We start from the raw sequence: 6,255 nt of genomic DNA on the forward strand, positions 1-6,255 counted from the left end.
ATTTCTTAATACTAATTTAAATATTAGTATTAATTGATAAAGCTAATGCTAGCAGATTTTTACTTTAATATTTTTTAAACACTTATATTAGAGCTTTGAAAATTTTTTATAAAGCATGGCATAAATAAAAATTCCAAAACCACACATGATAAGTGATAAAATTTGACCCATTGAAAGATTAAAAATAATAAATCCAAGCCCTGAGTCAGGTTCTCTAAAAAACTCGCAAATAAATCTTGCAAAAGTGTATAAAATAGCATAAAGCGCGATCAGCTCGCCATTAAATTTCTTAAATTTTCTATATAAAAATAAAATAATAAAAATAACTAAACCTTCTAAGAATGCCTCATAAAGTTGGCTAGGATGTCTTGGTTGGCCAAAAACATTTATCGCCCAAGGCACATCTGTAACTCGTCCAAAAAGCTCTTGATTTAAGAAATTTCCGATCCTGCCAAATGTATAGCCAAAAGGTATGCAAACCGCACAAAGATCAAGTAGCTGCCATAAATTTTGTTTATACCTTTTGCAAAATAGATATGTCGCAAGCAAAAAGCCAACTACTGCTCCGTGGTAACTCATGCCACGAATTCCTATAAATTCGCCGTTATGAAATGGATTAAAAATTTGCCAAGGCTGTGTCAAGTAGTAGCTTACTTCGCCTGAATATACTAAAACCCAGCCGAGCCTAGCGCCTAAAATAACGCCTATTTCAACCCAGAAAAAGTAATTATCCAAAAGCTGATTTGAGATTGGGATTTTATCTTTTTTAACGAGATACTTTGCCATGGCAAGTGCCAAAACAAGGGCTAAGATATACATAAGCCCATACCAGTGCACGCTAAAGCCAAAGACGCTAAAGGCGACTGGGTTAAAGTGGTTATAAATGTCGTTCCAAATTTCCATTTTTACTTTCTTTTTAAAATTTTTGCGATTTTACAATGATTTAGCTTTGATGAGCGAATAAACTCTTGCCACTAAGTGGTAGGGCTAAAAATTTAAATTCGCTTGCTTCAAATTCTTTGCAAAATTTAAATAGCTCGGCAAAATCAGCATCATTTAAATTTACGCTCCAGATCGCTCCAAGGTCATTAAATTCTCTTTCAAACTCGCTTAAATTTTTAGTGGCAAAATAGTGCTCAAAGCGGCTTATCAGCGAAAACGGCGTAAAAAATTTGATCTCATCTTTTATCTCAAATTTCATCACGCCACCATCTTTTATCGCTTCATTTATCACATCATTTACAGCCCCAGAGTAGGCTCTTACAAGCCCTCCAGTGCCAAGCTTTATCCCACCAAAGTAGCGAACTATCAAGACCCCAACGTTTATAAGCCCCGCCCCTCTTAGCGCATTTAGGCTTGGCTGGCCGCTAGTGCCCTTTGGCTCGCCATCATCGCTTTGATTTTCAACGATTTGGCCGTATTTATTTAGCTCCCTTGTCGCCCAAACTACGTGAACAGCCTTAAAATGCTCCTCTTTTAGGCTTTCATGCAAGCTTTTAAACGAGCTTATCGGGCACAAAAATGCTAAAAAATTTGACTTTTTTATATCAAGCTGGGCTTTAAAAATCCTATCAATCGTCTGCAAATTTGCTCTTTTTTAAAAATTTTAAAAATCTTATCAATTTGCTAATTAAAGCCTTGTAAATTCAGACAAATTTATATTATTAAGGAAAAGATAGTAGAATTTTGCAATTTTTCACGAAGGACTAAAATGATACAAACTTGCCTATTTCCAGCGGCTGGATACGGAACGAGGTTTTTACCAGCTACAAAATCGCTCCCAAAAGAGATGTTGCCAATACTTACAAAACCGCTCATTCATTACGGCGTTGATGAGGCGCTTGAGGCTGGCATGGATAATATGGCCTTTGTCACAGGACGCGGGAAAAGGGCGCTTGAGGACTATTTTGACATTAGCTACGAGCTGGAAAAAGAGATCGCTGGTAGCTCAAAAGAGTCGCTACTTAGCGAGATAAGAAATTTGATGAACTCATGCACATTTTCATTTACTAGACAAAACGAGATGAAAGGGCTTGGACATGCTATTTATACGGGCAAAACGCTAGTTCGTGACGAGGCTTTTGGGGTTATTTTGGCAGATGATCTATGTATAAATGAAAATGGCGAGGGTGTGCTTTCACAGATGGTTAAAATTTATGAAAAGTATCGCTGCAGCGTAGTTGCAGTAATGGAAGTGCCAAAAGAGCAGACTAAGTCTTACGGCGTCGTAAGCGGTAGGTTTATAGAAGATGATCTCATAATGGTTGATGATATGGTTGAAAAGCCTGATCCTGCCGAGGCTCCGACAAATTTAGCGATAATCGGGCGCTACATCCTAACGCCAGATATTTTTAACATCTTAGAGCGAACAAAACCAGGTAAAAACGGTGAAATTCAGATCACAGACGCGCTAAAAACGCAGGCAAAAGATGGCATGGTGCTAGCTTATAAATTTAGGGGTAAGAGGTTTGACTGCGGCAGCATCGATGGCTTTGTCGAGGCTACAAATTTCTTTTACGAGCGCAGTAAATGATAGAGACTTCATTTAAATTTAACTTTGCAAGCAGCGAAGTTATCGACTCCTACGCCAAACGCATAAACGACGAGTACGAAAGCGGCGAGATAGGCTACTATCACCTGCCAGCTCTTGGGCAAAATTTACTAGGAGAGATCGAGGAGTATGAAAAGGGTCTTGCTCATATCAAAAATGTCGTGCTAGTTGGCATCGGCGGCAGTAGCCTTGGCGTAAAGGCGCTAAAATCAATGCTTGAAGGCTCAAAAGGGATAAAAAGAGAGCTTTTGTTTTTAGATAATGTCGATCCTTGCAGCTACAAAAGCACGCTTAGTGGGCTAAATTTTGACGAGACGCTTTTTGTAATAAGCTCAAAATCAGGCAACACGATCGAGACTATCACCATTTTTAAGTGCTTGCTTGATGACTTTAAACCTCAAAAATTAGGCAAAAATTTTCTCATTATAACTGATCCCGGGACAAATTTAGAAAATTTCGCCAAAGAAAATGGCATTAAATTTTTTAACATTCCAAAAAATGTGGGCGGAAGATTTAGCGTGCTAAGTGCGATCGGCCTTGTGCCTCTTGGTATCTGTGGCTATGATATAAAGGCACTTTTGGATGGTGCGCTTGCTTGCAAGAAGCAATACATCGAGCAAAAAGATAGCTCCATAGTCGCTAAAGCTTACCACTACGCCACTAGCAGAAATGCCAGTATAAATGTCATTTTTAGCTACTGCGATAGATTTTTTGAATTTAACGACTGGTACGTGCAGCTTTGGGCGGAGAGCCTTGGTAAAAAAAGAGGCTATAAAAGGGTTGGTCTTACGCCAGTTGGACTTGTCGGTAGCCGTGATCAGCACAGCTTTTTGCAGCTTATCATGGACGGCATAAAAGATAAGAGCGTGACATTTATAAAGATAAAAGATCACGCAAGCGACAAGACTATCCCAAGCTTTAGCCTAAAAGGGCTTGAAGAGTGCGATTTTGTAGCAGGTCTAAGCCTAAATGAGCTTATAAATTTGCAGTGTGACGCAACGGCTATGGCGCTGGTACAAGAGGGTATAAGCGTCGATACGATCACACTTGAGAGGCTTGATGAGTTTCATGCTGGCTGGCTCATTTTCTACTACGAGCTGCTTACCTCAGCCACTGGTATCATGCTAGGCATCAACACCTACGATCAGCCAGGTGTTGAGATAGGAAAACGCATCCTAAAAACCATGCTTTTAAAGTAAGAAATGAAGAAATTTCTGCTTTTGGCTCTTTTTGCCACGCAAGTTTTTGCCTTTTCGGCGAGCAAATTTGTAAATGACGCTAGGTCGCAGATCGGCGTGACGCTAAGTTACGATCCAAGCTACGAAAGACTTGCCTATCCTATGGGTGATGTGGATATCAAAAAGGGCGTTTGCACCGACGTTGTGGTAAGGGCACTACGTCATCAAGAGATGGATCTGCAAAGGCTCATTTTTGAAGATATGAGTAGAAATTTCGCGAGCTATCCTAAAAAATGGGAACTTAAAAAGGCTGATAAAAACATCGATCACAGGCGTGTTTTAAACATCGCTACCTATCTAAAAAGAAAAGGTTTTGAGGTGAGTGATGATAAATTTTTACCAGGCGATATCGTCACATGGATGCTACCAAGAAATCTCCCGCACATCGGCGTGATCTCAGATAAATTTGAAGGCCAAACGCCGCTTGTCATCCACAATATCGGCTCTGGCGTGCAAGAAGAAAACATACTTTATAGCTACAAGATCACGGGGCATTTTAGACTAAAGTAGCAAATGGCTTTTTAATCAAATTTTAGGCAAAATCGCAAAAAATAAATTCAAGGAAAAATAATGTTAGAAGTTAGGGGACTTACTCAAAGATTTGCAAGCAGTTTGCTATTTGAGGATGTAAATTTAAAGCTAAATCGCCACAACAGATACGGACTAATCGGTGCAAATGGCGCTGGTAAATCGACATTTTTAAAAATTTTAAGCGGAGCTATCGAGCCAACTAGCGGCGAGATCATCATAGAAAATGGACTAAAAGTTGGCGTGCTTGGGCAAGATCAGTTTGCGTTTGAAAATTTCACGCTAAAAGATGCGGTGCTTTATGGCAACAAACGCCTATATGACGCTGTTAAAGAGAAAGAAAAGCTCTATATGAGCGAGGAATTTACAGATGAGATAAATGAGCGCTTAAGCGAGCTTGAGATGATAAGTGCCGAGGAGGACCCAAGCTACGAGTACGAGACTAGGATAGAAAAAATTTTAAGCTCGCTTGGACTAAATGAATTTGATAAGCTAATGAGCGAGGTCGAAAACTCAGATAAAGTTAAGGTTTTGCTAGCGCAGGTACTATTTCCAAAGCCAGACATCTTGTTTTTAGACGAGCCAACAAACAACCTTGATATAGACGCGATCGCATGGCTAGAAAACGAGCTAAACCGCCACGAGGGCACACTTGTGGTTATCAGCCACGATAGGCACTTTTTAAATAGAGTTTGCACAAATATTTTGGATGTGGATTTTAAGAAAATTCGCGAGTTTTCAGGCAACTACGACGACTGGTATATGGCTGCAAATTTAATCGCAAAGCAGCATGAAATGGAGCGTAATAAGAAGCTAAAAGAGAAAGAGGAGCTGGAGAAATTTATTGCGAGATTTTCAGCAAATGCGAGCAAGGCAAAGCAAGCGACCTCTCGTGCAAAACAGCTTGAAAAGCTCGATATTGCAGAGATCGCAGTATCAAGCAGGCGTGATCCTAGCATATTATTTCGTGCAAACCGTGAGATAGGAAATGAGCTAATAGAGCTTAAAAATATAAGTAAGAAATTTGATGATAAGGTGATATTTGAAAACTTTAACTTTAAGCTCGAAAAGGGCGATAAGCTAGCCATCATCGGTCATAACGGCGTTGGTAAAAGTACGCTTTGTAAGATCATAATGGGCGAGCTAAAGCCTGACGCGGGAGAGGTGCATATAGGTGCGACCATCGAGCTAGGATATTTTGCGCAAGATACGGTAAATAAGATAGATGGCGAGCTAAAGCTTTATGAATATTTGCAAGATGCCAAAAACAAGGATATCGACGAGATCAGAAAGTGCCTTGGTAGGATGCTCTTTAGCGGCGCTGAGCAAGAAAAGGCAGTGGGCGCGCTAAGTGGTGGCGAAAAACACCGAGTAAGGCTAGCTCAGCTCATGCTTCACAGGCCAAATTTACTTGTCATGGACGAGCCAAATAACCACCTCGACCTTGAGGCTATCATCGCACTTGGCGAGGCATTTTATAACTTTAATGGCTCAGTCATCTGCGTAAGCCACGACAGGGAGCTAATAGACGCCTTTGCAAATAGAATTTTACACCTAAAAGGCAATGGCGAAGTGGTTGATTTTAAAGGTACATACGAAGAGTATAGAGCAAATTTAGGGCTTGAGAGCTAAAATTTGTTATTTCTTGCTCCTGATTGTAGGGGCAAGATTAAAATTTATATTTACTACAAAATCTTGCAAGTATTAATCTAACCATATAAATTAAAAATAGCTTATAAAAATTATCAAAATCCAATAAAAAGACTTTATAAATAGGAAAGAAAATTAATAAGAAATTTCTAAAGTATTAGTAAGATTTGTAAAATAAAATTTATTAAATAATATTTTTATGATGCTTAGTTTAAGGGCTCTATTTAAAAATTTAATAAATTTACTTTGCAATATGGTGATATTTACTTAGTTTTTACTTTCTAAAGT

At 39.1% G+C, this 6,255-nt stretch carries 6 protein-coding genes; 4 read left to right on the plus strand and 2 right to left on the minus strand.

Annotated elements, in window-relative coordinates; genetic code table 11:
* Window positions 1-87 precede the first annotated feature (87 nt).
* Both lgt and CVS95_RS07825 read right to left on the minus strand, forming a co-directional pair.
* On the minus strand, window positions 88-903 hold the full coding sequence (lgt, locus tag CVS95_RS07820) for a prolipoprotein diacylglyceryl transferase (RefSeq protein WP_087579043.1): 816 nt from the start codon (window positions 901-903) through the stop codon (window positions 88-90).
* Window positions 904-943: 40 nt separating this feature from the next.
* Window positions 944-1,585: an IMPACT family protein gene (locus tag CVS95_RS07825; RefSeq protein ID WP_107696193.1), complete on the minus strand. Its 642-nt coding sequence runs from the start codon at window positions 1,583-1,585 to the stop codon at window positions 944-946.
* 126 nt (window positions 1,586-1,711) lie between these two features.
* Between CVS95_RS07825 and galU the strand changes: the two genes are divergently transcribed.
* From galU to abc-f, 4 genes are read left to right on the plus strand one after another with little or no spacing between them, the layout of a single operon-like run.
* A complete protein-coding gene (gene galU, locus CVS95_RS07830) occupies window positions 1,712-2,533 on the plus strand; it encodes a UTP--glucose-1-phosphate uridylyltransferase GalU (protein WP_107696194.1) in 822 nt (273 codons plus the stop codon).
* Window positions 2,530-3,750, plus strand: coding sequence for a glucose-6-phosphate isomerase (locus tag CVS95_RS07835; protein ID WP_107696195.1), 1,221 nt, complete (start codon window positions 2,530-2,532; stop codon window positions 3,748-3,750). Before galU ends, CVS95_RS07835 begins: the two co-directional genes overlap by 4 nt.
* Before the next feature lie 3 nt (window positions 3,751-3,753).
* Window positions 3,754-4,299: a DUF1287 domain-containing protein gene (locus CVS95_RS07840; protein WP_107696196.1), complete on the plus strand. Its 546-nt coding sequence runs from the start codon at window positions 3,754-3,756 to the stop codon at window positions 4,297-4,299.
* 60 nt (window positions 4,300-4,359) lie between these two features.
* Window positions 4,360-5,949 carry a ribosomal protection-like ABC-F family protein gene (gene abc-f, locus CVS95_RS07845; protein ID WP_107696197.1) on the plus strand — a complete coding sequence of 530 codons (1,590 nt, stop codon included), beginning with the start codon at window positions 4,360-4,362 and terminating at the stop codon, window positions 5,947-5,949.
* Window positions 5,950-6,255: the final 306 nt, after the last annotated feature.

It is taken from the genome of Campylobacter concisus (assembly GCF_003048905.1).
Lineage (GTDB): Bacteria > Campylobacterota > Campylobacteria > Campylobacterales > Campylobacteraceae > Campylobacter_A > Campylobacter_A concisus_V.